This window comes from uncultured Hymenobacter sp. (assembly GCF_964243305.1).
Lineage (GTDB): Bacteria > Bacteroidota > Bacteroidia > Cytophagales > Hymenobacteraceae > Hymenobacter.
Window position 1 is genome coordinate 1 of sequence record NZ_CAXTEF010000044.1, and the last position, 26,065, is coordinate 26,065.

Here is a 26,065-nt window from a genome sequence, read left to right on the forward strand (position 1 = left end):
CATGACTCAGGAAATATACGTCCTGCTTCTGTGCGCCTAACCTAGACCACCTCACGGTACTACTCGACGACGTAACCTTGCTGCCCAGCAGCGCGACAACAGTTAGCACTACCTATGATGTAACACTAGGCAAGACTTCCGAAACGGACGGTCGGGGCCGGACCACTTACTACGATTACAATCTTGCTGGTGAGCTGGCTACCGTGCGGGACCATAATAGAGCTATTGTCCGGCAATTTCGAAAATTCGTCGCGGGACAAGCCGTTGGGGAGCAAACGCCATCTTCCGCCACGTTTGCCTCCTTCAAGGTAGAAGGCTCGATGCACGATGGGGATGAACTGCTCCTCTCAGCCAATACCAGTGGGCGGCCCGACCTGGAGTACAGCTGGGACTTTGGCGACGGTACCAAAACCAGCTACTCCACCTCCTACAGCACCACGCACCGCTTTAACACGGGAGCCCAGGACCGCACTTACCAGGTCCGATTGCTGATTCGTATTCCGGCGCAAATGCAGGAATTTAGTGGAACTCAGGACGTACTCATCACCAAGAAGCCCTTGGTGCTCACTTCCTGTACAGCTGGCGTGGTGGCAGTCGATGACTGTAAGGTGGAGAGTCCAAGCGTCAGCACGAGTTGCAACCCTTCTGCTCCTACGAATAGTACCGCGTTTTCCGTGCTGACCAACCTGCCAGGCACCTATACCTACGTCTGGGAGAAAGCTCAGCCGATGGGTGGCTACACCACCTGGGAGACCATTTCGGGGGCTACCTCCTCCTCGTATGTCGTCACCTTTATCTATGGGGTTGGGCAGTACCGATGCACGGTCACTGGCGGCGGGCAGGTGGGGGTATCGGAGGTGTTCAGCATTGAGCACTATTCCAGCTCCAAGGATATCCAATATCCCTGCACCCCCAAGTAGAGTTCATTTCGGCCTCAGTACTCACCCTTTGCGGTCAACCACTTTTTCGTCCCGTGATGCCTTCTCTCTACTTGCGGCGATTTGCTCTGTCCTGGCTACCCCTCGTGCTATTAGGGTGCGTGTTGAGTACCCGCGTATATGGCCAAAGCCGGCAAAAGCCGGCGGTCACACCTGTGTATAATTTACTGCCTGGAGAAGGGCAGATAACGCTGTCCGGGCCTACCCAGGTTTGCGTGAATGCACCGGCGTCCTTTACATCCGTTGGCTCGGGATGCAGTGGTTGGTACTGGATGGCTGACGGCGCGACCATTTCCCAAACTCAGACGACCAACAGCTCCACGGCTGCCATCTCCTGGTCGGTTCCTGGTACTTACACGGTCGAAGCCTCGGCCTTCTGCTCTGCTGACTCCTACGCCTCCAAGACAGTCACCGTCGTAGCGCCGCCTACTTACCAGCCCATCACCATTGCCGGTTCCGCTGCCCAGAAGACTTCCACGAGCGCCGTCATTTGTGCTGGCGGGTATCTGGACCTAACTCCCCCATCGGGCTCCAGCAACTGGTCCTGGACGGGCAACGGTATTAACCGCACTACCAACGGGACTGTGATAACTTCAACGGATGGGCGCGGGACCATTCGGGTTATTCCGACGGACCCCAGTAATGTTTACACGGTTGTTTACAAACCCGGCACCAGCCCTTGCCTGGCCACCAGTACATTCACTATCAAGGTTGCCCCCTCTCCGGAAGAACGACTTACAATTCAGAACACGTCGCGTTTCGGGCCTGGTAGCCTGCCGCTCGCCGTCACGAACCCTAACCCGGTTTATGCCTACGCCTGGTACGAGACAGCTACTAGTGCTACCAGTGCTACTCCTATTCCAAATGCGGGCGCAACCTTCACTACCCCGTTTCTATCCCAAAGCCGTAGCTACTATATCGAGCGGGCTACCTGTGTTGACCCAACCGGCCGGTTTGTGGTCTCCGTCGTGATAAAGCGGGTTAGAGTAGTAGTAGCCGGCGCTGTTCCAACCGCGCCCGTGCGCCTGGCCTACGGTGCGGGCAGCCCTTCCGTTACGCTCCAGGCTGAGACGAATCCGGTAAGTTCGGGACCCTTCACGTGGCTGCTTAATGGCAGTCCGCTGGCCGGCGAGGCCGGCTCGCAGCTCCGGGCGACGCAAGCGGGCAAGTACACGGTCCGCGTACCAGGCACCGGGTCAGACTACGAGTCGGAGCCGGTCGAGGTGGTGGACCCCCTTGCCGGGCAGACGACGAATGGGCAGCTCCTGACGTATTCCATCGACGTCAAAGTACTAAAGCCGAACGTGACGGACCCAGCGCGAGTAAAGGAACTGGCTCCGACGGAGCGAATGCAAACCGTTACCTACGCCAACGGCTTTGCCCAACCTATGCAGCAGGTCGCGGTGCAGGCTGGCCCGGACCAGCAGGACATCGTGCAGCCCTTCGGGTTCACCGGGACGGCCACCACGTTTCAAAGCTTGATGCCCTTCCCCGTGACCACGCTGGTCAAGCCGGCCGGGCTATACGAGGCGGACCCACTCACGAAGCTCGACGCTTACTATAGTTCCAAGGGGGGGCTCCCCTACTCCCTTACGACAACTGAAAGCTCCCCGCTGGGGCGACCAGTAGACCAGGCCCAACCCGGCCGGCCTTGGGCAGGTCATACCAGCAACATCAGCTACCAGGCCAACGGGGCCCAGGAGGTACGCCAGTGGAAAGGCTACAATGGGAATCAGTGGTACGGGGAAGGGCAGCTAATCAAGCAAGTACAATTAGACCCCGATAACCGGCGCACGGAAATATTCAAGGACCAGCTAAACCGCGTGGTGCTCCAGCGCAAGGTGACGGGCACCGGCACCAGCCGCAAGACGTTTGATACCTATAACGTGTACGCCGACGCCGGTTACTTGCAGCTCGTCATTCCCCCGGCCGCCGTGGAGGCGCTGGGTTACGCCAATCAATGGGACATTGAGGCCCTTTCCACTACTAATCCTACTTTTAAGAAACAGTGGCTTTACCAGTACACCTACGATAATCGCGGCCGCCTCATTGAGCGGCAATTTCCAGGGGCCGACCCAGTGTTTCTGGTTTACGACAAATTTGACCGAGCCATCCTGGTGCAGGATGGCAACCACCGGGCGGCTAATAAGTGGCTCTTTACCAAATTTGACGCCCAGAACCGACCGGTGGTCGAGGGCCTCTACAGTCAAACCATCGGCCGGGCCGACCTGCAAGCCCAGGCGGATGGCACCTCCTTGAGCGCAGAATTTGAAAGTCGTCTTAACGGCGGGTACACGACGACCAGTACTTTCCCGTCGGTGCAGGATGGCAGCACCGGCACCGTGCTGTCAGTGACGTTTTATGACGATTACGACTTAAATGCCGACGGACAGCCGGACTATGCGTAGAGTCCACAGGCGCTAGGCGCTGACCCGCAGCCCGTAGCGACTACCCAGGTGCGGGGCCTGAGAACAGTAACGCGCCGCCGCGTAGTGCAGCCCGGTGGCCAGTACGGCATGTGGCTGACCAGCGTCCTCTTCTACGATGAGTACGGCAACCTGATTCAGAAGCAAGGCAACAACCTTCAGCAGACGGGCGCCAGCCTGGCCGACGTGACCACCCTGGTGTACCGGGCGCAGGGCTTCGTGCCGCAGGTGCTACGCTCGGTCAAGACGCAGCAGACCGGGGCCGCTTACCCTGTAGTGGTGCGCAACCGCTTTGCCTACGATGCCGCCGGGCGGCTGCTGCAAACCTGGCAGCAGCACCAGTTCAAAGGGCAGTGGGAGCCGGAGGTGCTGCTGAACAGCAACCGCTACGAGAGCTTGGGGGAGCTGACGCAAAAGAGGCTGCACAGCCGCGATGGGGGCGCCAAGTTCTTGCAGTATGAAGACTTTGCCTACAATCTGCACGGGCAACTGACGCGCATTAACAACAGCAATATTTTGACTAACAATTACGACAACGATCTGTTCGGCCTAGAGTTGACTCGGGAGTCAAGCAATTCGACCGGCAACGTGCCCCGCTATGATGGCGGCATCTCAGCCGTAAGCTGGGCGACTCACAACGAGAAGCAGACCAACCAGCCGGAGCGGGAGCGCAGCTACCGCTTCACTTACGACGGGCTGGGCTGGCTAACGGAGGCCCGCTATTCCGCTCGCAACCGGCCGTGGGAGAATTTTACGCTGGAGGCAGGGGCCTACAACGAGACCATGAGTTACGATGCCAACGGCAACATTAACGGCTTGCAGCGCTACACTCAGGACAATTCCACTGCTACGCCCGTGGTCTTAGACCAGCTTTATTTCGGCTACTACGGCACGGGCAACCAGCCCAACTGGATTGACGATAGCGGTGGTGACCAAACTCGGGGCTTCAAGGAACGCTTTGAGAATGTCGAGTACAATTACGACCCCAATGGCAGCGTCACGCGGGACGCGAATAAGGCCGCTACGTATGTTTACAACACGCTTAATAAAGTAGAGCGGCAGGCAATGGGTACCGGCTCCATCAGCTATACTTACGATGCCGGGGGCACAGTGCTGAAACGGGAAACCGTGAGCGCCACTGGCACCCAGACGGAGTATTACGTGGACGGCTTCGTGTACGAAGTATCGCCCGGGTTTTCGGGCCTGCGCTCCGTGCCTAGCCCGGAGGGCCGAGCCCTGGTTACGGCGGCCACCGATACCAAGCTCACGTATGAATACCACCTGCGCGACCACCTGGGCAATCTGCGGGTGGCTTTCCGGGCCCAGGCCAGCACTGAAGATTTGCGTCTTTCGTCGGAAGACCCTAGCCAGGAAGAAGGTCCCTACCCCAGGTTTGAAAACGTCACGGCCACGCGCAGCCAAGAAACAAGCGCCTACCGCGGCTCTTATGTAGCATCCGTTACCAGCGCCAAAGCCGGACCAGCCGTTTCCATCCCCGTAGCGAATGGCGACCGGCTGAAGGTGCGGGTGTATTGCAAGACCCCTAATGGCGTGCAGACTTACTTGGTGGCACCTCCCACGACCATGCTTCAGGCAGTGCCTACGGTTACGGCGGCGCTGACTCCTAACATCCTGCCTATTACCGAGAAAGGTCGCGAGGAGCCGGGCCGGCCGCGCTACACGCCAGGCATTCAGGTGAGCGTGACTGGCCTGCTGAGTACCTTAGTTGCCAAACCACGGGCCAAGGCCACAGCTGCCATTTTAGCCGGTGGTCCTGGACCACTTGGTGACTACAATGCTTACCTGACTTGGGCACTGACCGACTCGAAGGGAACTTTCGTACGGTCTGGTAATAAAGTGGTTCCGGTTTACAGCGACAGCCAGTGGCGTCAACTCGACCTGGTACTGACCAGCGCTGACATAGACCTGACCAGCGACGAGGCGCGCACAGGCACGCTCCGCATTCAGGAAGTGAACTATGGCAGCCGGCCGGTGTACTTCGACTCGCTCACCATCACGCACCCCCAAGACCGGGCCCTGGTCTCCCAAGAAAATCATTACTACCCCCTGGGTATGGCCATGAGCGGGGTAGCAGTGAACACGCAGCCAGCTGCCAAAATTAGCAAACAGCAGTTTAACGACGGCTCCGAGTTGCAGGACGAATTGCTGGGGGCCGACAACGGCGTGTACAGCACTTTTTACCGCACATATGATCCTACTATCGGCCGCTTCAACGGCGTGGATCCGTTGGCTGACGAATATGTGGACTGGAGCCCGTACCAGTTTGCGCTGGGCAATCCAATTGCTGCTAATGACCCTACGGGCGCGTTGACGGCCTATAACTCCTGGGCCGACTTGATAAATGATTTCTTTGCTGGCGGCGCAGCTGAGGGTCACTACACTAGTGGGGATGGCGGGGGGGGGCGATATCAGTAAAACATCCGATATTTACAATCGGGGCGGTGAAATAGGATACTATTCATTTTCCTCGTCCTCGGTTGGCAGTGCTGACCCAGGTAGAGTAGGACAAATGAACCATCCTGGTTCAGTACAGCTAACAGCCACTTTTGTGGCTATGTCTCCGGTTCTCTCCTCATCTCCACCTTTACAACCGTTACCAAATTATAATCCTTATAGCGGCGCTCTAAATGGGGCAGATTTGGGTGTTGCTACATTAGGAGCGGCCTTGGATACTGAGGAACATTTTTTAAATAAATTTGTCAAATCAGGTAAGTGGATTGCTAGAGGCTGTTATGCACTTGTGGCGAAATTTGGGGTATGGCAGTTGTTCGTACCTACCCCAGTGATGTACCAGACGAAGAGTGGGCGTTTGCCGCCCCCTATTTAGCTTTGATACGTGAAGAAGCGCCCCAGCGGCACTACCCCTTACGGGCGCTGTTCAACGCCTTGCGCTACTTGGCCCACACCGGCTGTCCCTGGCGCTATCTGCCCCATGATTTGCCGCCCTGGCAGGCCGTGTACCAGCAGTGGAGCCGCTGGCGAGATGCGCGTGTGTTTGAGGCCATCGTGCACGATTTAAACGGGTTGCAGCGCGTACTGCTGGGCCGCCCGGCCACGCCCACGGCCGTCGTGCTGGACGGGCGCACCTTGCAGAGTACACCGGAGAGTGGGCACCGGGCGGGCTACGATGGGGCCAAAAAGCGCAAGGGCAGCAAGGCCCATATCGCCGTCGATACGCTGGGGCACTTGCTGAGCGTGGTGATTACGCCGGCCAACGAGCAGGAGCGGGCACAGGTAGGCGAGTTGTGCCGGCAGGTACAGGAAGTGACAGGGCAAACCGTCCAGGTGGGCTTTGTTGACCAAGGGTACACGGGAGAAGAAGCCGAGTACGCGGCAGCTGTGCACGACATTGACTTGCAAGTGGTTAAGAAGCCCGAAGGCCAGACAGGCTTTATTTTTCTTCCGCGTCGTTGGGTCGTGGAGCGCAGCTTTGCCTGGCTCAGCCGTTTTCGCCGACTCGGACGCGACTACGAACGTCTCAGTGCGACGCTCCAACAACTGCATTTTGTTGTCTTTGCTTGCCTCATGCTGGCCAGACACGTCCTAAGTGCATAACAGGCTCTAGGGGCAAGGTATATACACCCACCTTTCGTGGCAATCAATATATTAACAAGGCCAAGGCATTATCAAAGCTGGAACGTTATGCAGGGACCATAAAGAACTTGAGTAAAGGGCTCCTGATCGTGGGGGCGGTTGTATCATATGCGCAATATATGAATGGTGACATTAGCGGCTATCGAGCAACAGCTAATATAGTTATGGGCGTAGCTGGCTCTTTTTGTCCAGCAGTCGGCATTGCTTATGATGTGATTGAAGCATCGTATGGAGACGAGATAGAGGATATATTGTGGGACGGAAGACCTAAAGGCGAATGAAAAAATCACTGAATACATTGCATTCGGCACTGTTCTACCAAATATTGAGGTTCGTAATGTGGGTCAGAGTTAAGGACACTCAAGAAACGACTGCTATACTCAATCTATCATTCTTAATGTTTATGAATGTCATTTCGCTTTATTTAGTGCTAAGGAGCACTATTTTACCAAGCTTCAAGTTAGACTCCGCTTTATTTTATGTATCTGTGTTTTCATTTATACTATTATTTAACTATATTAAATTATTTAAAATAAATAATTATAATGATATACTAACTGAATTCAACTCTTATAGAAGTAAGAAACATACTTACTTAACGATTATATATGTTTTTATTTATATCGTAATATTTATGTATTTTTCGGTGCTCATTAGAAACTCAAACTCTTAGTAGCCATCTGTGTTTGAGAACAAACACGATATGCTTAAAAATACAATATCTTATATTAATTTCTTGTATGAAAGATTCATTAAGCCTATTCTGCCTACTAGGTTTCACTTACGGGATAGTTATTCCCGTTCAAGCTCAGCTAAGCTCTCCTGTCATTCTTCAATTTGGCAATAAAATTACTCTACCTATTGGAGCTATTCCTAGTGCATTAGCTCTAGCTGACTTTAACCAGGATGGCCGCCAGGATATAGCTGTATGTGAGCGAGGACTAGGTGTCATAGGAATATATATATAAACTACTGCGGGCACTTTTCCCGCGCCTGCCGCTACCTACCCGGCCGGCAGTTCCCCCAGCGGGTTGGTAGCCGTCCGACTAAATGAGGTGAATGGTCGTCCATTTAACGACTTGGTGGCAATAAGTGGCCCTAGCTACAAATGGACCTTTCTGCGCAACAACGGCGACGCGCAAGGCTCTTTTACCGAGTTGACTTCGCGCCTCTTCGGCACCGGGCAACTCAGTGTTAACCCCCAACTGACGGCAGCCTATTTAAACCGGGACGGTTTTATTGATTTTGCTTACACTTACGACAACCCGAATCAGGGCCGTATCAAGTGGGACGCGGGCAACGGCGGCCGGGAACTATTCGGTCAGAGCAGTTACTATGAGGCGCCCTTTACGCCGACGAATCTGACGTTAGAGGATTTCGATCGTGACGGCAACATGGACGTGGTCACGGCTAACACCACGGCCAATGAGATTGTGGTTATTTCAGGCGCCGATGCCCTCCGCAATGGTCCTCAGTGGTTTAATACAGGAGGAAACGTGACGCAGTTTGCCAGCGGGGGCAGCCGGCCAGTTAAGGTAGCGACAGGTGATTTGAATGGCGATAATCAGCCCGACCTGGCCGTTGCTCATGCCGGCAGCAATGAACTGACCGTTTTTCTAAACCTGGGCAGCTTCCGTTTCGGCTCTCCCTTCACCTACCGTCTTTCGGGCGCTCCCCGTCAGGTGATGCTCCAGGATTTGAACGGTGACGGCTACCCCGAACTGCTCGCCCTCACCGCTGACAACAAGCTTCAGGTGTTCCAGCATACACAGGCTGGGGGCACAACCCGCTATGGTACGCCCCTGACCTTTTCGACCGGCCTTAATCCAACCATCATCCAATTAGCCGATATGGACGGCGATTATGTAACTGATATTGTGGTGGGCTGTGAAGGCGACAATACAGTTCGTGTTTATTTAAATAAATCCCTAGCGCAGCCCACGGCCACTCGTGCGGCGCGGCTGGCCGGCGTAGAGGTATTCCCAAATCCGGCTACCCATCAAGTGCTGGTGCGAGTGCCTACTACTCTGCACGGGTCATTTACAGCTACTCTGATGGACCAGTTGGGGCGCACGGTACGGCAGCAGGATATGCGTCAAAGTCTAACTTCTATTCCCGTAGCCGACCTCGCGCGTGGCCTGTATGTGTTGCGCTTGACGGGCGAAGCAGGTACGAGCAGTACGCGGATTACATTGGAATAATCATGAAATTTGGCCAGTAGTTTTTGCTCAGTTTAGTCTGTTTGAAGGTTTAAAACAAACATATACTATAATTCTTGCGGACCTTTTTAATTGGCATCCTCAGCAATTTCGCTTTCCTGGAGACTAGCAGGCGGTATTTCCAGTCGCAGCAAACGAAGCACAGTAGCCTTCCGAAACCAGTAGCCGCGCCGGGTACGGTAACCGTGGGCATTTAGCTCTTCAGCAATGGCGGCGAACGTCAGGCCGTCCCGCCGCAGGGGCATAGCTAAGCGCCGGGCCTGCTTATTGGGCACGGCCTCCTGCGCGTTGCGCAGCACGGCCGCCCGGCCCAGCGCCCGCGAGGCGGCCGTAAAGTTTTCGGGATTACCGGGCGTGAACCCTCTGGCTTTCTTGGCCGAGAGGCCGCGCTTGGTTGAATCCGAAATATCCTTCGCACCCTTCTGCGCGACGGCTGCCAGGATGTTAATCGTAAACTCGTCGGCATTAGGAATGTCACAGGCTTTGAAGCGTACCCGCTCTTCCATGAGCTTGGAAGTGAAGTAGACGCTACGGGCCAAGCGTGACATCTCAGCCACAAGCAGTATCGCCCCCGCTGTGCGCGTGTCTGACGATGGCTTTGGCCATCTCCGGCCGGTTGGTTTTGCGTCCGCTCTCCACCTCGATGTATTCGGAGAGGATGCGGTCGCCGGGTTGCAGGAAGCGGTGCGCAATCAGACGCTGGCCTTCGAGGCCCAGGCCGCTTTGCCCCTGGCGCTGAGTCGAAGCGCGCAGGTAGAGAATATAGTCCATCAAAGCTATTTGAATCGGGAAAAGTCAGGCCGAAGCTACGGGGTTTCATGTTAAGGACGGTCGTCCTTAACATGAAACATCAACAAACGCGGTTGAAAAAGCTGGCGGCTAACTGCCCACTTGTCCTCTTCAGATTCCCCACTTGGTGGTAGCAGTGATGGGCAACCTAATAATCTCTGGCGAGCGGGTAGCCGATTAGCCGATTAACATTTGTACCAAACTTTTAACCAAGGCCACTCATACAGCTGGTTGGGTTAATTAGCCAGGGGTGGAGACGCCTCCTGGCGTCTCGGCGTGGGCGCCAGTGAGGGAGGTAGGGAATTGTTAGCAACTTATGCCGCCCCATCGTTCAATGGCGCGTACGCCGAGACGCCAGGAGTCGTCGCTACACCACATTGAAACCGCTGCTTAGTCAGGGCGCTTCCTCTAGATTCAGCAGCTCGAACTCGTCCCCATCATTCAGCACCGGAAACTGTGCCCGAAACTCCGTGAGCGGGGCGCGGGCCAGGGTGCGGGTCATGGTAGTTTCGAGGTCGCCGACCTGCACCAGGTAGTGGCCCTGCATGTCGAGCAGGGCCGAGTCGCCGGCGTAGGTGTGGCCCAGGCCGTCGGTGCCCACGCGGTTGACGCCCAGCGTGTAGGCCACGTTCTCGATGGCGCGGGCCCGCAGCAGGGCCGACCAGGCGTGGCGGCGCACGGCGGGCCAGTTGGCCACGTAGAGCAGCAGGTCGTAGGGCGCCTGGGCCGCATTGCGGCTCCAGACCGGGAAGCGCAGGTCGTAGCACACCAGCGGGCAGATGCGCCAGCCGCGCCACTCCTCCACCAGGCGCTGCCGGCCGGCCGCGTACACGTGCTGCTCGCCGGCCAGCGTGAAGAGGTGGCGCTTGTCGTAGTAGCTCAGGCGGCCGTCGGGGCGCGCCCAGAGCAGGCGGTTGTAGTAGCGGCCTTCTTCCGCGATAATCACGCTGCCCGTCACCACGGCGTTGTGGGCGGCGGCCTGGGCTTGCAGCCAGGCCACGGTGGGGCCGCTCATGGGCTCGGCCAGGGCCGGGGCGTCCATGCTGAAGCCGGTGCTGAACATTTCGGGCAGCACAATCAGGTCGGACGGCGCGGCCAGGTCGCTTAGGCGCTGGCTCAGGTGCGCGCGGTTGGCGGCCGCATCGTGCCAGTGCAGCTCGGCTTGCAGAAAAGTGACGGTCAGTGTTTCCATAGGATAGGGGGGTAGGGAGTGGGACTGCAAGGCGGTCATGCAGCGCTGCGCGCTGCATGACCGCCTTTTGGCGCGGCCTGGCGCATTGCCCCTAGCCGCTTCGCCGCCTCGCGCAAGGTCGTTTCCTCTTTGGCAAAGCAAAACCGGACCAGCCCGGCGTCATAGCCATCGTGGTAGAAAGCGGAGAGCGGCACCACCGCCACGCCCGCCTCCCGGGCCAGGCGCTCGGCAAAGGCCCGGTCGGGCTGGCCGGCGGCAGGGGGGTAGGAAGCCAGCTGGAAGTAGCCGCCCGGAGTGGGCATCAGCACCCAGCCGGCTTCGCTTAGCAGCGCCCGGAACAGGTCGCGCTTGGCTTGGTAAAACGCGGCCAGCCCGCGGGCGTGGGCATCGGTGGGGTCGGCTGCGAGCACGTCGGCCAGTGCGTGCTGGGTGGGCGTGCTCACGCTGAACGTCAGGAACTGATGCACCCGCCGCACCTCGGTGGTGAAGGCGGGCGGCGCCACGCAGTAGCCCACTTTCCAGCCCGTGGCGTGGTAGGTTTTGCCGAACGACGAGAGCACGAACGCCCGCTCGCGCAGCTGCGGGTGCTGGCGGGCGCTGCGGTGCGGCTGCCCGTCGAACACGAGGTGCTCATACACCTCATCAGAAAGCAAAAACACCTCCGTACCGGCCAGGATGTCGGCCAGCGCCTGCCAGTCGTTGGCCCCGAAAACGGCGCCGCTGGGGTTGTGGGGCGTATTGACCATCACCATCCGGGTGCGCGGCGTGATAGCCGCCCGCACCGCGTCCCAGTCGGGCCGGAAGTGCGGGGCCGGCAGGCGCAGGTAGCGCGGCACACCACCTTGCAGCCGGATGGCGGGCCCGTAGAGGTCGTAGGCCGGCTCCAGCACCAGCACCTCGTCGCCGGGCCGCACCACGGCCGCGAGCACCGCGTATAGCGCCTCGGTGGCGCCGGCCGTGATGGTGATTTCGTTTTCCGGGTCGGGCGCGAGTGCGTCAGGCTGCAAGCGCCCGACCTGCGCCGCGATGGCCGCCCGCAGCCGCGGCAGCCCCGGCATGGGCGCGTACTGCTGATGGCCAGCGAGGCGGGCGTGGCGGGCCAGGGCCTCTTGCAGCTCCAGCGGTGGGTCGTAGTCGGGGAAGCCCTGGGCCAGGTTCAGGGCGCCGGTCTGCTGGGCCAGCAGCGTCATTTTGGAGAAGATGCTGACCCCGACATCGGGCAGCTTGGAGCTTAGGTGCATGGCAGGGGGGTAGGGAAGTGGGCGGCGGGCGGCAAGTTTAAGGCGGAAAGCGGGGTTTGGCGTTTGGCGTATTCAAAAACAGCAACAATTAGGTAGCGACGGACACCATGCTGACCTGTTCGTGGGCGCGGTCGGAGCGAAGCCCTAACATTCAGTCGGTATGACAGCGTTAGCTCAACATTCGTTAAAGGCCGGAACTCAGCAGCAGGGCCCAAATTTCTACTTCCACTGCCAGCGCGGACTCCGCCGGCCCTGGCTCTTCAACCGCTACCCCCTATGATTTACGGAATGTGCTTCGACGGCAGCGTGGTGCGCGGCTACGGCGACGATGGCCGCTGGCTCAGCTTCTCCAACACCCGCGCCACGGGCCACGTCGAGCAGATGGAGTTCAACTACCGCCGCGCCCGGCAGATGGGCCTAACCCGCTTCCGCGACACCGTGCTTTGGGACGAAGCCCACCGCCGCCCCGACTACCGCTGGCTCGACCGGCTGCGGGCCGTGAGCGAGGGCCAGATTGAACTGACCCTGAACCACTACGGCCTGCCGGAGTGGGTAACCGAGGACATGTTCTGGGGTGCCGGCGCCGCCGAGGCAATGCACGAGCTGGCCTACCGGGTGGCCCGCCGCTACCAGGGCGCCTTTCGCTCCTACAATCTGGGCGTGGAGCTGGGCATCTGGACCGACTGGATTGCGGCGCCGCAGAGCCGGCAGTGGCCCTTCGGCGGGCGCGACTGGTGGGCCGTGTACCGCCAGACCATCGCCATCACCATCGCCATCGCGCAGGGCCTCAAGGCCGGCGACCCCGGCTGCCTGACTGCCATGAGCGAGCCCTGGGGCTGGGGCGACATGCCCTACCCCGACCAGGCCCGGCCCTTTGCCACCACCCTGGGTCGGCCCGACGCGGTGGCCGACCAAAACGGCTGCCCCACCTGGCGGCAGGGCCACGCCGGCTTGCTCGACATCGTGGGCCTGAACATCTACTTCGAAAACGACATCCCCGGCATGTTGGCCGCCGCCCGCCAGCTTTTCCCGAACCAGCAAGTCGTGGTGGCTGAAACGGCCAACGTCTACCGCCCCGACTGCCACCCGCCTGCGCGTTGGTGGGCCAAGTTTGAGGCCCTGAACGAGCCGGACCTGGAAGTAAGCTGGAGCCCCGGCCTCACCATCCTGACCCACGAGCTGGGCGAGCGCATGGGCGGCAACCTGCTCAGTGAAGACGGCACCCAGCACTGGTACCGGCCGGGGGTGAACAAGCCCGTAGCCTGAGTTTTTTCAGAGAATTGCCGTCTTGCGCCCAATCAGGCGGCGGCACCTGGCAGCTGAGGCAGCTACCTGCGGAGCGAACTTAGCATAATACAGTTTATAAGCGTCTTGCTGGCGTAATAGTAGAGGTTAGGCTTTGCCTGAGCTTAACCGCGCTACTGTTCAGATTGGGAATATTAGGAAGCTAGATTTCTGTAAATCACGTAAAAAAAGCCGCCGCTGGTGTCCCTGCTATTCTCTATTCCGTACTAGTTAGTACACCTATTCATTTACCAAATTTTCCATAAAAAACGATGGCAACCGAACAGCTCAAACCCCTCATTCAGCAGGGCCTTGCCGCCCTCAAGGCCGGCGGCCAAATTGCGGCTGGCGCCACGGCTGAGATTCAAAACGACGTGCGCAACCCCCAGCTCAAACAGGCGTTGGAACAAGGCAGCCAGACCTCGCAGCAGTGGACCCAGCGCATCGAGCGGGCCATCCAGGAGGCTGGCGGCGGGGGCGAAGCGCAAAACCCCATCCTGGAAGCTCATGTCGAAGTGAGCAAAAAAATTCGGCAGCAGGCGCCCGACGACGTCTCGCGCGACCTTGGCATCATTGCCGCCGGCCAGCTCGCGCTGCACTACTGGATTGCTTCCTTCGGCACGCTGCGCACCTACGCCGGGCAGGCCGGTCTGAGCCAGACCGAGCAGGAGATGCAGGCCTGCCTCGACGAGGCCAAGCAAGCCGACGACCAGCACACGGAAATTGCCGAGCAAATTATGGGGCGAACTGAGTGATTGGTTTGTCTGAACGCATAAAAACCCCCGGTAACTGATGTCGCCGGGGGTTTTTGCGCGCTATTCCCTACCCCCCTCCGCGCACTCAGACGGCCGGCAAGTGAATCGTGAACGTGGTGCCCTCGCCCACGTGGCTGCTGACTTCGATGCGCCCGCCGTGGCTTTCCACCACGCGGTTTACTAAGTACAAGCCCATGCCGGAGCCCTCAACCTGGGGGTGGAAGCGGCTGAAGAGCTGAAACAGCTGCCCGCCGTGACGGGCCATATCGATGCCCAGGCCATTGTCCTGCACCGTCAGGATGGGGTGCTGATCGGTGGGGTCGCGGCGGGCACCCAGCCGCACCAGGGGCGGGCGGCCGGGCATGGCGTACTTGAGGGCGTTGCTGAGCAGGTTGAACAAGACGCTCTGGAGCTGGGCGCGCACGAAGGGCAGCGCCGGGCAGCCCTCGAAATCCAGCTCGATGCGGGCTTCCAGGCTTGTTATCTGGGGTTGCAGGCTGCCGATAACTTCTTGAGCCAGTGGTTCCAGGTCCACGAGTTGAGTAGGCACCGGCTGCTGGCGGCGCTGCACCTGCACGATGGCCGTCAGGTCTTCAATCGTGTCGTCAATCTGGCGCAAGGCCTTCTCGAACATGTCAATCAGCAGCACCGCGTCGGGGTCGCGGAAGTAGGCCGTGCGGGTCAGCTCCTCGAAGATGCCGGCCATGTTGTTGATGGGCTGGCGCAAATCGTGCGAGGCGGTGTACACGAACTGGTCGAGGTCGTGGTTGGTCTGGCGCAGCTGCTCGTTCTGGGCTTCGAGCTGCTGACGGGCCTGCTTCTGGTCCTCGATGTCGGTGCAGGTGCCAAACCACTTGAGGATGGCGCCATCGGGGCGGCGCTGGGCACGGCCCTGACCCAGAAACCAGCGGTACAGGCCGTCGTGCTGACGAAAGCGGTACTCAACTTCGAAAAACTCGCCCGTGGCCACGCAGTGCGTCCAGCGCGCGTTGGTCGGGGCCAGGTCGTCGGGATGAATCACGGCCGACCAGTTGGCCCGGCCATCGGTCTGGGCCGGATCGAGGCCAGTGTAGTCAAACCAGCGCTGATTAACGTAGTCGTTGCCGCCCACGCCGGTGCTGGTCCACACAATCTGGGGTACGCTCTCGGCCAGAAACCGAAACTGCTCCTCGCTGCGGCGCAGCGTCTGCTCCAGCTCGCGCTGGTCCTGAATGTCGGTGTTGGTGCCGTACCAGCGGCGCACCTGGCCGGTTTCGTCGGTTTCGGGCGCGGCCTCGCTGCGGTGCCAGCGGTAGCGGCCGTCGTGGCGCCGCAGCCGAAACTCAGTATCGTAGGGCTGGGCGCGCTGCACCGCGTCGAGCCAGCGGACGGTGGTGCGGGCGCGGTCGTCGGGGTGCACTACCTCAAACCAGTTGGCCAGGTTAATCTGGCGCATGTCGCGGCCCAGGTAAGCGGCGGCGCGCTCATTAAAATAGTCGAGCAGGCCCTCGCGGCTGGCCGTCCACACCTGCTGCGGAATCTTGTCGGTGAGGGCGCGGTAGCGGGCCTGGCCGCGGCGCAGCTCCTCCTGCAATTCGCGCAGCTCGTGGATGTCGGTGTCGGAGCCGTACCAGCGGGTGAGCGGCCCGCCAGGATTGTTTGGGGGCTCGGGCACGCCCTGGCTCAGGTGCCAGCGGTAGGCGCCGTCGTGGCGGCGCAGGCGCAGCTCGTAGCGCCAGGCCTCGGTGCGCCGGGCGTTGCGGTCCAGCTCCTGCTGCACCCGCCGCAGGTCGTCGGGGTGCACGATGGAGGTCCAGGCCGCGTTGACGTCGGCATCCGCCGCCAGCCCGGTGTAGGCGTACCACTGCGGGCTGACGTACTCCACGCCGGCCGGGGTCGTGATGTAGGTAATCTGGGGCAGGGCCTCCGTCATAATGCGCAGGCGCCTGTCCTGCCGGTGCAGGGCAGCTTGCAGGGTTTCGGCCTGCTGGCGGTCCTGCACCTGTCGGCTGACATCGACCACAAAAACCAGAATGCCGGTCGTGCGGCCCTGCTTGTCGCGCAGCGGCTGATACGTGAAGTTGAGGTGGCGCCGGGACAGCTCGCCGGTGGGGCTGCGCAACTCAATCAGGGCTTCGTGGCTCACGTAGGCCTCGCCGGTGCGGTACACCTTATCGAGTAAGTCAATAAAGCCCTGCTCGACGACCTCGGGCAGGCACTCGGCCACCGGCCGGCCCAGCCGGACGCGGTGGCCGGTCAGCTCGTCGTAGCCAGCGTTGCGGAACGAGAAGCGGTGCTCGGGCCCGGCCACGGTGGCAATGATGGCCGGCGCCTGACCCAGAATCTGGCTCAGCAGCTGGTCGTTGGCCTGGCGCTGCTCGCGGGCCTGGCGCAGCTCGTCGATGTCGAGCATGTAGCCGTAGCGCTGGCGCAGCCGGCCCTCAGCGTCCAGCTCCGGCACGGCCTCGGTCAGAAACCAGCGGTAGCGGCCATCGGCCCCGCGCAGGCGCAACTCAATGCGCCCGAGCTTGCCCTCGCGGATGCTGGCCTCAATCTCGGCGGCCGAGGCGGCCTGGTCGTCGGCGTGCAGCACCTGCGGCCAGTCCACGTCCACCTCGGCCCAGGGCCTGCCCGCCGGCCGCCCGGTGTAGGCGTACCACTGCGGGCTCATGTAGGTCGTGGCCCCTTCGGCGTCGGTAGTGAAGGTGATGAGGGGTAGGGATTCGGTGAGGCGCCGCCGCTGAATGTCGGCGGCCTGCACCTGAGCCTGCAGCGCCGCCGCCTGCTCGCGGGCCCGCACCTGCTGGGTTACGTCGATGCCAAAATTCAGAATGCCGTTTATCTGTCCCTGGCTGTCGCGCAGCGCCTGATACGTGAAGTCCACGTAGTGTTCGCGCCGGTTGCCGGCCGCATCCAGCAGCTGAGTCGGAGTGGCAAGGTTGGTGATAATCTCGCCGGTGTGATATACGCGGTCGAGCAAGTCGATAAAGCCCTGCTCGATTACTTCGGGAAAGCACTCGGCCACCGGGCGCCCCGGCTGGGCGCGGTGGCTGACCAGCTCATCGTAGGCCGGATTGGTGTAGGAGTAGCGATGCTCCGGGCCGGTCAGCGTGGTAATGAACGCCGGCGCCTGGCCCAGAATCTGGCTGAGCAGCTGGTCGTTGGCCTGAAGCTGCTCGCGGGCCTCGTGCAGCTCGTGCACATCGGTGGCCGTGCCAAACCAGCCGGTGGGGTGGCCCAGCTCGTCGTGCTGGGCCTGGGCGCGGGTCACAAACCAGCGGTAGCGCCCGCTGGCGCTCTCGCGCAGCCGAAACTGCACCTCGGCATCGGTGCCGCTCACCACGGTGGCCGTCCAGTAGTCGGAGGCGGCCCGCCGGTCGTCGGAGTGCACGGCGCTCAGCCAGCCGCTGCCCGCGCTCTGAGCCAGCGGCAGCCCGGTGTAGTGCACCCACTGCTCGCTCACCCACGTCATGCCGCCGTGGGCGTCGGCAGTCCAGACCAACTGCGGAATGGTACCCAGCAGCCGCCGCGCCTGCGACTCGCGCCGGCGCAGCCGCTCGCCGGCCAGGTGCTGCTCGTGCACGTCGAGGCTGACGCCGCGCCAGCACTGCACCCGCCCGTCGGCGTCCAACTCCGGGGCCGACTGGCTCAGGTGCCAGCGGTACTCGCCATCGTGGCGGCGCAGGCGCAGCTCGCCGGTCCAGGGCTGGCGGGCGTCGCGGGCCGGCCCAAACGTGAAGGCCAGCCCGGCCAGGTCGTCGGGATGCACGGCGCTGGTCCAGGCCGTGCCCAGCTCGGCCGGGGCTGCGTCCTGCCCGGTGTAGGCAAACCACTGGGGGCTCAGGTACTCGGTGCGGCGCCCATCGGCCGAGGCCACGTAGCTGATAAGGGGCCAGCGGTCTAGCGAGGAGTCTAGCGAGGAGTCTAGCGAGGACGCCGCGGCTTGGGCGTCGGCGGGGGGGGTAGGGGCCGGCGGCGTCGGGGTGTCGGCCGGAGCCGTTTCCAGGCCCAGCAGCAGCAGGCTTTCCACGGCGCCGTACAGGTTGCGGGTGGGCTCTGCCCGAAACGAGCGCGCCGGGCCGCTGGCACCGGCCGGCCCGGCCACGGTGAGTTGGGCCGGCCGGCCCGTGGTCCACACCTCGCGCAGCACCGCCGCCGTGGCGGCCGGCAGCTCCGGCCAGACCGCGGCCAGCGGTTGGCCCGCCAGCAGGCCTTCTCCGAAGAATGCCCGCCCCCGGACCGACACGCAGGCCACCACCAACGGGCCCGCCGGCGCGTGCAGCACCAGCAGGGGTAGGGGCAACTGGTCGAGGGTGCGGAGCAGCCGCTCAGAATCAAGGTCAGCCATGAGAAGGGACAAGTTGCTGGCCCAGCAGCCGGACGGCTACTAAAGCAGCCAAAGATAGGAACGTAAAAAAGCCCTCGCCGGGGGTGCAAGGGCTTTTATTAATTAAAAAATCTGAAAGTATGAATTAATAATTGTCGGCTGCCAGCGGCTGCCTCATAATCCACATTGTGACGAGCTTACAACTGCTGGCCTTCCTTGAGCAGCTGCGGAAAGGTCTGACGCACGTGCGCTACTTTGGCGGCCGACACGTGGGCGAGGTAGGGGTTTTCGGGGTGCAGGCGGTAGTAGCCCTGGTGGTAGTCCTCGGCGGGCCAGAACTTGGTCAGCGGTGCGAGCTGCGTCACAATTGGGGCGCCGTAGGCTTTCGACTTATTAACGCGCTGCATGGTGGCCTCGAGCAGCTGCTTTTCCTGCGGCGTGCGGTAGAACGCGGCCGAGCGGTACTCCGGGCCGGTGTCGGGGCCCTGGCGGTTGAGTTGGGTGGGGTCGTGGGAGGCAGTGAAAAACACGTCGGCCAGCTGCTGGTAGCTGATGAGCTTGGGGTCGTAGTAAATCTGGACGGCCTCGGCGTGGCCGGTTTCCTGGCCGGCCACCTGCTCGTAGGTAGGGTTGGCCACGGTGCCGCCGGCGTAGCCGCTCACCACCTGCCGGACGCCGCGCAGCTGCTCAAAAGCCTCTTCCTGGGCCCAGAAGCAGCCGCCGGCAAACGTGGCCTGGGCCAGGCCCGTCAGGTTGGCCGGGGCGAAGCCGGCCGTCGAGCGGGTGGGGGTAGCGCTTTTGGTGGCCTGGGCCTGAGCCGACTGTTGCTGGCCGCAGCCAAACGTGACGGCCAGCACACTCAGGCCGGCCAGCATTTTAAGGGACGTATTCATAGGAAATGATGGATTGCAAAGAGGAAAAGGCGCCGCGGAGGGCGGAGTAGCTGGTTAGACGGCCCCTGACCGTCTTCCTTACAACCCCAACAAGCGGCGCCGCGGCGGAGTTGCCAGTTACGAAAAACGGGCCGCCTTAGCTTGCGCAGCTGCTGCTCAATCCGGGCCCGGCACCGGCCCGCTTCGGCCTGCTGCCGGCAACCTGCCCGGCTGCTGCGCCGGGCGGGGAAAATCGGTCATCCTGAGCCTGCGAAGGATTTTCTCACGCGGGAACGAGTCGTTATTACGATTATCGTCCTTACGTGATAAGGTCCTTCGCAAGCTCAGGATGACCGACTCTTTAGCTCTTATTTCTTACCCCCATTCCTGGTAACTTACTTATTCCACGTGCCGCACGCCGCTGCTGCCGCCCGAATGGACGCTCGTCACGCGCCCTTTGCCCTTGTAGCGCAAATCCGAGCCGCCGGAGGCGCTGGCCTCCAGCTCGCCCTCGACCCAGGCGTCGGCGTCGGAGCCGCCGCTGGCCTGGATGCTGGCCGTGGCGCTTTGCAGGCCGAAGCCGTGGTAGTCAGAGCCGCCGCTCACGCTGACTTCCTGGCGCTCCACTTTGCCTGATAAGTTCAGGTCGGAGCCGCCGGAAGCTTCGGCGCGCAGGGTTTTGGCTTGCAGGGTCAGGAACACGTCGCCGCCGCCGCTAGTCTGGATGCGGAAGTCGTCGGCCTGGATGGTCGTCTGGCCGTGAACGTCGGCGCCGCCGCTCACGCTCACGCCCGTCAGACGCGGGGCCGTGACGTAAACCCGGGCGCGGTAGGGCCGGTTGGCCACCTTCCAGGGCTGAAAGCCTTCTTCCCAGTGCACAGCGAGCGTGCCGTTCTTCACTTCCGTCACCACGCGGGGCAGCGCGTCGGCGGTGCTCTCCACCGTCACGGCCGCCGTCGGCCCCTGGGTCAGGTACACATCGATGCCGCCGCTGGACTCAACCATTTGGAAGTCGCTCGTTAGTGGGCGGTCTTGCTTCTGCTGGGCCTGGGCGGCGCCAAAAGTGAGGCCGGCCACGGCGGTGGTGGTCAGCAGGCGGGCGAGGAGGGAGGTTGCCATGCGAGAGGGGGGTAGGGAATTGAGAAAGGAAAAGGAGCTGGTTTGGCGGCGGTTACCGGCCGGCCGGGGCCGACGTTACGGGCCGATGAAAATATATTCCCGGCGGTTGCCCCTACCCCTGCCTACCCCGCCAAACTGCCTTACTTTGTAAAAAACCCGCCCTACCCATGCCCACCCGCGCCCAGGCCCCCCCGGCCGTGCCCCGCCTGACGTATCTGCGCGACGTGGAGTTCCGCGACCTCGCGCCTCTGACCGTCCTCATCGGCCCCAACGGCAGCGGCGAATCCACGGTGCTGAATGCGTTAGACTTTTTGGCCGAGGCAGCACGAGGGAATACGGTGCAAGCGTGGGAGAAGCGGAATCGTTTTGCTAGAATCTGGATGTGCTTTAACATGAGCAGTTGTTGTACCTTCGCCGGCCGCAACTCTCAGCAATACAAGTAGTGCGAGTGCAGGGAGTATAAATCAGTCGCAGTGTGTTTCACGGTTTTAATATTCTAGTCTCCGTGTCATGATGCGTCCCAACGAATACCACGTAATACTTCAGAATTTTCCGACGACACCAGGCAAGTTGCCTTTACGCCTAATGGGGCCGCTTAGCGAGCGGCTTTTGAATCTGGCTGTGAGCGTAGTACGTCTCAATTTTGAGGGCCGTAGTGACCGGCCCGGCAAGCAGCCGGAATGGGTACGCTCAGCCGCAGATATAAGCTGCACAGCTTTGGAGCGTGATGGTAAGACAGGGTTGTCGCTGGAAGCTCCTCAACTAGGTAATGTGTTAGTAGGCGGAGCTTATCAGGAGTTCTTTAAGGAGCCACTTGGCACTGGCGATGTAGCTCGCGAATCAGCTTTGGGACTCACTATCCAAGCCATTCAGCAAGCTACTGGTCAGATTGTTTCTCCTAATAGCGGCGGACTAGTGGACCGGGGGGTCTTACGTCAGATGCAGAATCTGGCTGACTTATTTCCTGCTGACGATGACGAAGCTAGCTTGTTAATTCACAATGAGCAGCCCAGCAGCCGAGTAGTTATTAATCGCCGGGTGTTGCGAGAGTTGAAAACTTCTGGCGTTCAGATTCCTGCTCCTGAACGAGTTCAAATAAGTGGGCAGCTTGAGGCTATGCAGTTTTCTGCGGCCGATGCGCGTGTGGTTGTAGGAAACCGCAAAATCCGAATCCACGTGCCAACTCCACTGTTGCACGGCCTTGGTCAGTTTTTCGGCCAAAATGTGTTGGTGCAAGGTCAGGCTAACTTCAACGCTGCTGGTCAGATAACAGCTATTGAGGCCAAGTCCATCGCCGAAGCTACCCCACAGCAGCTTACATTTTTTCAGCAGTTGCCCCGCTCACTAAGTACGGCGCCTAGTCTTGACCAGCTTCGCAAAGAGCAAAATTATAAGGGCAATGATGTTGCTAGAATGCGTCAGTTAGCGCGGGAAATGAATATTCAGGCGTCATATGAGGACCTGCTTGAGCAACTGCGCGACCACGCCTAATTGAAATGCCATACGTCATTCTGGATACCAACATCGTGCTGGCTTATGTGCGCGGTCATCAGCCCGTAATTCAACTATTTGAAGCTGCTTATCCGCCTCAGCAATACGATTATGTTATCAATGTCGTGACGCGGGCCGAAATGTATGTATTAGCCCGCTGTAATAGTTGGGGACCTGCTAAGTTGGAGAAAATGAATGAGTTGCTCGACAGCTATCTACAGGTGAGAGTAGATTCGGAGCCACTATTTGATTCCTATGCGCGCATAGATGAGTTTGGCCGAAAAAGCCCGAATCCGTTACGTAGCACGACGGCTCGCAACATGGGCAAAAATGATTTATGGATTGCTGCTACTGCGAATCTGTATGGTGCGGCCCTCGCGACCACTGACGGAGACTTTGACCATTTAGCAACTCATTTCTTCCCGCTCACCTACCTAAAGCAGTAGATTTGCTCACATATTATTCCTAATTAAATCAAAGACATTGCTTAGCCTCGTAGAATAGGCGGAAAGGGTTTTTGGCCTTAGTTTTAACGCCATTCCCTACCCCCTATGCGTCTCGCAACCCTGGCCGCGCTCCTGCTATCCCTACCCCCCGCCCTGGCCCAAAGCCTGCCCGTGCTGCCCCAGAACCCGCCCGGCCTGAACTGGCAGCAGGTGCGCACGCCCCACTTTCAGGTGATATTTCCGGCGGGGCTCGATACGGCGGCGTGGCGCACGGCCGCCCGCCTGGAGGCGCTGCACGAGCCGGGCGCGGCCACGCTCGGCGTCAGTCCGCGGCCCATCAGCGTGGTGTTGCAGAACCAGACCACGGTCTCGAATGGCTTCGTCACGTTTCTGCCCCGGCACGCCGAGTTTTTCACCACGCCGGAGCAGGGGCAGGGCCTGGGCACGGTCGACTGGCTCGATGGGCTGGCCGTGCACGAGTACCGCCACGTGGGGCAGTTCGAGAAGGCGCGCACGGGCATCGGGCGGGTGCTGGGGCCGCTGCTCGGCGACGGTGGGCTGGGCGTGGCGGCCGTGGGCGTGCCGCAGTGGTTTTTCGAGGGCGACGCCGTGGGCACCGAAACTGCCCTCACGCGCAGCGGGCGCGGGCGCATCCCGGCTTTTAATGTGGGCTTGCGGGCCAACCTGCTCAGCGGGCGGCTGTATTCGTATCAGAAAGCGGTGAATGGCTCGCTGCGCGACAACGTGCCCGACTGGTACGTGCTGGGCTATTTTATGACCTCATACCTGAAGGCGCACTACGGGCCCGGCGTGTGGGCAAAGGCGCTGGACCGCTACTATAAATTTCCCTTCTACCCCTTCTCATTTTCGCGCGGCATCCGCCAGACCACGGGCCTGACCGTGGAGCAGCTTTATGCCCGCACGATGCAGGAAGTGGACTCGACCTGGCGGACGCAGCAGGCCACGCAGCCCGCACCTACCCCCGCCACGGAGCTGAGCGGGCAGGCAGCGACGCCGGTTTTTACCCAATATCAATACCCGCAGTACGTCACTGAAAACACAGTTTTGGCCCTGAAAACCGGCCTTGATAATATCCCGCAATTCGTGCTACTGGGCCGCCAGGGCTCAGACCCGTTGGGGCGCGAAAAGCGTGTGTTCGCGCCCGGCCAGCTCAACCTGCCCGAACAACTGAGCGTGGCCGCCGGCCGGGCCGTGTGGCCGGAGTTTCGCTCCAATCCGCGCTACGGGCAGCGGGTGTATTCGGAGCTGAAAGTGCTGGACGTAGCTTCGGGCCGGGTGCGGCGCCTGGGGCGGGGCGGCCGGTTTGCGGCGGCCAGCCTCTCGCCCGGCGGCCGGCGGCTGGTGGCCGTGCGCACCGATGCGGCCTACCAGCACCGGCTGGTTTTGCTCGATGCCGACACCGGCGCCGAGCGGCAAACCCTGCCCAACCCCCGGAACGACTTCTACCAGCAGCCGCGCTTTCTGCCCGATGGCCGCCGCGTGGTGGCCGTGGCTCTGAGCGCGGCCGGCAAAACCCTGCAAGTGCTGGACCCCGAAACCGGCCAGACCCGCAACCTGCTGCCCGTGGCCAATATAAATCTGAGCAATCCCCAGCCCTGGGGCGACTACGTGCTGTATAATTCGCCGCAGTCGGGGGTAGATAACATCTACGCCGTGGCGCTGGTCTCGGGCCAGACGTTTCAGGTTACTTCGCGGCCCTTCGGCGCCTATCATGCGGCCGTCGCGCCCGGTGGGCGCACCCTGGCCTTCCATGAGGTGCGGGCCACCGGCGCCCGCGTGGTCGAGATGCCCCTGGACCCGGCCACCTGGACGCCCATCCCTACCCCCCCTTCGGCCGCCAACCCCAGCCAGCAGGCTATCTACGCCGAAATCCTGGCCGCCCAGGAGCCGGCCGGCCGCCGGCTGCCGCGCCTGCTGGCCCGGCCCGACTCGGCCCAAGCAGAGGGGGTAGGGAATGCGGCTTTCGCCACGGGCCGCTACCGGCCGCTGGCCCACGCCTTTAATGTGTTCAGCTACGGCGTAGTGCAGAGTCCGGCGGGCAACGCCGTGGCGCTGGGGCTGCGCTCGCAGGATTATCTGAACACGACCCAGGGCTTCGCCGGCCTGAGCTACGACGCAAACGAGCGCACCCTGGCCGGCCTGGCCGCGCTCAGCTACCAGGCCCTGCCCGTGGTGCTCGATGCCACGGCGCAGTATGGCGGGCGCGACGTCACGATTGCGCTTGACCGCCGCCGGCCCCTCGATAGCCTCGCCCGCGACCAGTGGCGCTACAGCCGCCTCAGCGCCGGCTTGCGCTTGCCGCTCACGCTCACCCGCTCGAAGTATTTGCAGGCGCTGTCGCTGAGCACGTACTACTTGCAGGAGCGCGTTTACGACTATGACCTGCCCCTGCGCCGCCGCTCCGAGGTCGGTGCCAACCAGCCGCTGCACGCGCTGCAAACCTCGCTCAGCTACGTGAGCCAGCTCCGGCTCAGCGCCCGCGACGTGGCTCCGCGCGGCGGCGGCACGCTGCTGGCCACCTGGCGCACCACGCCCTTCGGCACGCGGCTGCAAGCCCGGCAGGTGGGCGTGCAGGGCAGCGTGTTTGCCCCCGGCCTGGGCCGCCACCACGCCCTACGCTTGCGGCTCGGCTACCAGTGGCAGGACCAGGCGCAGTACCAGTTCGGGGCCGCGGTGTCGTTTCCGCGGGGCGAGCGCTACGTCAGCTTCGATAAGCTGCGCACGGCCAGCCTCGACTACAGCCTGCCGCTGGCTTACCCTCACCTCGCGCTGGGCCGGGTGCTCTACGTGCAGCGCCTGCGGGCCACGCTCTTCGGCGATGCGGCGCGGGGCGAAAGCGCGATTGGTGAGGACCGCTACCGGCTGAACTACCGCAATGTGGGAGTAGATGCGCTGGCGCTGTTCAACGTGCTGCGCCTGCGCACGCCCATCGAGGCTGGCGTGCGCGTGGTGTATGATACCTACCGGCAGCAGTGGACGGTTGAGGCGCTGGCGTTCGACATTCGGATTTAAGCACGGCAAGCAACCCCAAGGGGGGTAGGGAATCAATCGGCGGCATCCCTACCCCCCTTGCCGATAGGCGAAGCAGGCGCTGGGAAAAGTGGCGGCTTCCGGCGCCTCACTTCTTCAGCTGCACCGTCCGGCCTTGCTTGGCCGACTCGCGGGCGGCCTCCAAAATCTCGACCACCACCAAGTTGGTATTAAGCGCGGAAAGCACATCTTCCTTAGCCTGACCCCGCACGACGGCCGTCAGGTACGCGAACGGGTCGTGGTAGGGCGCGGGCGGGGCGGGCGCAGTCAGGTCCTGGGCCGGCTCGCTTTCGCGGCGCCGGACGCGCAAGTGGCTGGCGT

The 26,065-nt window shown here is 61.4% G+C and carries 17 protein-coding genes and 2 pseudogenes; 11 read left to right on the forward strand and 8 right to left on the reverse strand.

Features of this window, described 5'->3' with window-relative positions; translation table 11 throughout:
- Nucleotides 1–320 precede the first annotated feature (320 nt).
- The 5 genes from ACFE70_RS17945 to ACFE70_RS17965 all read left to right on the forward strand — a co-directional run bounded on the left by ACFE70_RS17945 (nucleotide 321) and on the right by ACFE70_RS17965 (nucleotide 9,180).
- On the forward strand, nucleotides 321–920 hold the full coding sequence (locus ACFE70_RS17945) for a PKD domain-containing protein (RefSeq protein ID WP_375419161.1): 600 nt from the start codon (nucleotides 321–323) through the stop codon (nucleotides 918–920).
- Nucleotides 921–1,210: 290 nt separating this feature from the next.
- Entirely contained in the window at nucleotides 1,211–3,346 is a 2,136-nt protein-coding gene (locus ACFE70_RS17950) for a DUF6443 domain-containing protein (RefSeq protein WP_375419162.1), read from the forward strand.
- 48 nt (nucleotides 3,347–3,394) lie between these two features.
- Nucleotides 3,395–5,800, forward strand: coding sequence for an RHS repeat-associated core domain-containing protein (locus ACFE70_RS17955; RefSeq protein WP_375419163.1), 2,406 nt, complete (start codon nucleotides 3,395–3,397; stop codon nucleotides 5,798–5,800).
- A 342-nt stretch (nucleotides 5,801–6,142) separates the two neighbouring features.
- Nucleotides 6,143–6,940, forward strand: coding sequence for an IS5 family transposase (locus ACFE70_RS17960; RefSeq protein WP_375419164.1), 798 nt, complete (start codon nucleotides 6,143–6,145; stop codon nucleotides 6,938–6,940).
- A gap of 1,196 nt (nucleotides 6,941–8,136) precedes the next feature.
- Complete coding sequence (locus tag ACFE70_RS17965; RefSeq protein WP_375419165.1) at nucleotides 8,137–9,180, forward strand: T9SS type A sorting domain-containing protein; 1,044 nt, start codon at nucleotides 8,137–8,139, stop codon at nucleotides 9,178–9,180.
- 86 nt (nucleotides 9,181–9,266) lie between these two features.
- Here ACFE70_RS17965 and ACFE70_RS17970 read toward each other — a convergent pair whose 3' ends face one another.
- The 4 genes and pseudogenes from ACFE70_RS17970 to ACFE70_RS17985 all read right to left on the reverse strand — a co-directional run bounded on the left by ACFE70_RS17970 (nucleotide 9,267) and on the right by ACFE70_RS17985 (nucleotide 12,420).
- The gene (locus ACFE70_RS17970) at nucleotides 9,267–9,443 is read right to left on the reverse strand and encodes a recombinase family protein (RefSeq protein ID WP_375419177.1); all 177 of its coding nucleotides are present in this window, start codon (nucleotides 9,441–9,443) and stop codon (nucleotides 9,267–9,269) included.
- A 174-nt stretch (nucleotides 9,444–9,617) separates the two neighbouring features.
- Nucleotides 9,618–9,969: pseudogene (locus ACFE70_RS17975) on the reverse strand (recombinase family protein); the annotation flags it as partial.
- A 412-nt stretch (nucleotides 9,970–10,381) separates the two neighbouring features.
- Nucleotides 10,382–11,179, reverse strand: coding sequence for an amidohydrolase (locus ACFE70_RS17980; protein WP_375419166.1), 798 nt, complete (start codon nucleotides 11,177–11,179; stop codon nucleotides 10,382–10,384).
- A 35-nt stretch (nucleotides 11,180–11,214) separates the two neighbouring features.
- Nucleotides 11,215–12,420, reverse strand: a complete 1,206-nt coding sequence (locus tag ACFE70_RS17985; RefSeq protein WP_375419167.1) for a methionine aminotransferase — start codon at nucleotides 12,418–12,420, stop codon at nucleotides 11,215–11,217.
- 276 nt (nucleotides 12,421–12,696) lie between these two features.
- Between ACFE70_RS17985 and ACFE70_RS17990 the strand changes: the two genes are divergently transcribed.
- Nucleotides 12,697–13,686: a hypothetical protein gene (locus ACFE70_RS17990; RefSeq protein ID WP_375419168.1), complete on the forward strand. Its 990-nt coding sequence runs from the start codon at nucleotides 12,697–12,699 to the stop codon at nucleotides 13,684–13,686.
- 290 nt (nucleotides 13,687–13,976) lie between these two features.
- Complete coding sequence (locus ACFE70_RS17995) at nucleotides 13,977–14,459, forward strand: ferritin-like domain-containing protein (RefSeq protein WP_375419169.1); 483 nt, start codon at nucleotides 13,977–13,979, stop codon at nucleotides 14,457–14,459.
- 85 nt (nucleotides 14,460–14,544) lie between these two features.
- Here ACFE70_RS17995 and ACFE70_RS18000 read toward each other — a convergent pair whose 3' ends face one another.
- The 3 genes from ACFE70_RS18000 to ACFE70_RS18010 form a co-directional block, all read right to left on the reverse strand.
- Nucleotides 14,545–18,786 carry a PAS domain-containing protein gene (locus ACFE70_RS18000; protein WP_375419170.1) on the reverse strand — a complete coding sequence of 1,414 codons (4,242 nt, stop codon included), beginning with the start codon at nucleotides 18,784–18,786 and terminating at the stop codon, nucleotides 14,545–14,547.
- Nucleotides 18,787–18,962: 176 nt separating this feature from the next.
- Entirely contained in the window at nucleotides 18,963–19,658 is a 696-nt protein-coding gene (gene msrA, locus ACFE70_RS18005; RefSeq protein WP_375419171.1) for a peptide-methionine (S)-S-oxide reductase MsrA, read from the reverse strand.
- 378 nt (nucleotides 19,659–20,036) lie between these two features.
- Nucleotides 20,037–20,756 (reverse strand): head GIN domain-containing protein, encoded by a 720-nt coding sequence (locus tag ACFE70_RS18010; RefSeq protein ID WP_375419172.1) that lies wholly within the window; start codon nucleotides 20,754–20,756, stop codon nucleotides 20,037–20,039.
- A 167-nt stretch (nucleotides 20,757–20,923) separates the two neighbouring features.
- Between ACFE70_RS18010 and ACFE70_RS18015 the strand changes: the two genes are divergently transcribed.
- The 4 genes from ACFE70_RS18015 (at nucleotide 20,924) to ACFE70_RS18030 (ending at nucleotide 25,726) form a co-directional block, all read left to right on the forward strand.
- Complete coding sequence (locus ACFE70_RS18015; protein ID WP_375419173.1) at nucleotides 20,924–21,199, forward strand: AAA family ATPase; 276 nt, start codon at nucleotides 20,924–20,926, stop codon at nucleotides 21,197–21,199.
- 67 nt (nucleotides 21,200–21,266) lie between these two features.
- Nucleotides 21,267–22,247, forward strand: coding sequence for a hypothetical protein (locus ACFE70_RS18020; RefSeq protein WP_375419174.1), 981 nt, complete (start codon nucleotides 21,267–21,269; stop codon nucleotides 22,245–22,247).
- A 5-nt stretch (nucleotides 22,248–22,252) separates the two neighbouring features.
- Complete coding sequence (locus tag ACFE70_RS18025; protein WP_375419175.1) at nucleotides 22,253–22,693, forward strand: type II toxin-antitoxin system VapC family toxin; 441 nt, start codon at nucleotides 22,253–22,255, stop codon at nucleotides 22,691–22,693.
- Nucleotides 22,694–22,798: 105 nt separating this feature from the next.
- A complete protein-coding gene (locus tag ACFE70_RS18030) occupies nucleotides 22,799–25,726 on the forward strand; it encodes a TolB family protein (protein WP_375419176.1) in 2,928 nt (975 codons plus the stop codon).
- Between the two features lie 106 nt (nucleotides 25,727–25,832).
- Here ACFE70_RS18030 and ACFE70_RS18035 read toward each other — a convergent pair.
- Nucleotides 25,833–26,065: pseudogene (locus tag ACFE70_RS18035) on the reverse strand (gfo/Idh/MocA family oxidoreductase); the annotation flags it as partial.

Bases quoted from the DNA above. Each gene is read 5' to 3' on its own strand.
- ACFE70_RS17985 (WP_375419167.1), bottom strand. From the start codon at position 12,420: ATGCACCTAAGCTCCAAGCTGCCCGATGTCGGGGTCAGCATCTTCTCC.
- ACFE70_RS18030 (WP_375419176.1), top strand. From the start codon at position 22,799: ATGCGTCTCGCAACCCTGGCCGCGCTCCTGCTATCCCTACCCCCCGCC.
- ACFE70_RS18010 (WP_375419172.1), bottom strand. From the start codon at position 20,756: ATGGCAACCTCCCTCCTCGCCCGCCTGCTGACCACCACCGCCGTGGCC.
- ACFE70_RS17970 (WP_375419177.1), bottom strand. From the start codon at position 9,443: ATGCCCCTGCGGCGGGACGGCCTGACGTTCGCCGCCATTGCTGAAGAG.
- ACFE70_RS17995 (WP_375419169.1), top strand. From the start codon at position 13,977: ATGGCAACCGAACAGCTCAAACCCCTCATTCAGCAGGGCCTTGCCGCC.
- ACFE70_RS18015 (WP_375419173.1), top strand. From the start codon at position 20,924: ATGCCCACCCGCGCCCAGGCCCCCCCGGCCGTGCCCCGCCTGACGTAT.
- ACFE70_RS18000 (WP_375419170.1), bottom strand. From the start codon at position 18,786: ATGGCTGACCTTGATTCTGAGCGGCTGCTCCGCACCCTCGACCAGTTG.
- ACFE70_RS17990 (WP_375419168.1), top strand. From the start codon at position 12,697: ATGATTTACGGAATGTGCTTCGACGGCAGCGTGGTGCGCGGCTACGGC.
- ACFE70_RS18025 (WP_375419175.1), top strand. From the start codon at position 22,253: ATGCCATACGTCATTCTGGATACCAACATCGTGCTGGCTTATGTGCGC.
- ACFE70_RS17945 (WP_375419161.1), top strand. From the start codon at position 321: ATGCACGATGGGGATGAACTGCTCCTCTCAGCCAATACCAGTGGGCGG.
- ACFE70_RS17960 (WP_375419164.1), top strand. From the start codon at position 6,143: ATGGCAGTTGTTCGTACCTACCCCAGTGATGTACCAGACGAAGAGTGG.
- ACFE70_RS17980 (WP_375419166.1), bottom strand. From the start codon at position 11,179: ATGGAAACACTGACCGTCACTTTTCTGCAAGCCGAGCTGCACTGGCAC.
- ACFE70_RS18020 (WP_375419174.1), top strand. From the start codon at position 21,267: ATGATGCGTCCCAACGAATACCACGTAATACTTCAGAATTTTCCGACG.
- ACFE70_RS17950 (WP_375419162.1), top strand. From the start codon at position 1,211: ATGGCTGACGGCGCGACCATTTCCCAAACTCAGACGACCAACAGCTCC.
- msrA (WP_375419171.1), bottom strand. From the start codon at position 19,658: ATGAATACGTCCCTTAAAATGCTGGCCGGCCTGAGTGTGCTGGCCGTC.